Source organism: Arthrobacter sp. SIMBA_036 (assembly GCF_046535135.1).
GTDB lineage: Bacteria > Actinomycetota > Actinomycetes > Actinomycetales > Micrococcaceae > Arthrobacter.
Genome location: NZ_JAWRXG010000405.1, coordinates 1 through 243, shown reverse-complemented (window position 1 = coordinate 243; position 243 = coordinate 1). Strand labels below are relative to the sequence as shown.

Here is a 243-nt window from a genome sequence, read left to right as displayed (position 1 = left end):
AATGAGCCTAGGAGCACGGGGAGGAAATCATGAAGACGCACGCCCAGGCTCGTAAGCTTAAGTAACCCCGTTGACGCTGCCAGTGGTATGAAAGCCATAATCTCAGCCGCACCGCCAATCATCATCATCGCGGTCCACATTCGAGCATCCATGGCCGGTCGGGCCGCAAGCGCGGTTCGATTGGTTAGAGCGAATACCGTCCAAAGCAAAACGGCGCCAACCGAAATAACGATGCCGATAATG

At 55.1% G+C, this 243-nt stretch carries 1 protein-coding gene; it reads right to left on the bottom strand.

The annotated features are described in order from the left end of the window. Positions 1–243: hypothetical protein (locus SB659_RS20330; RefSeq protein ID WP_410551740.1), on the bottom strand; the 243-nt coding region annotated here is incomplete at both ends.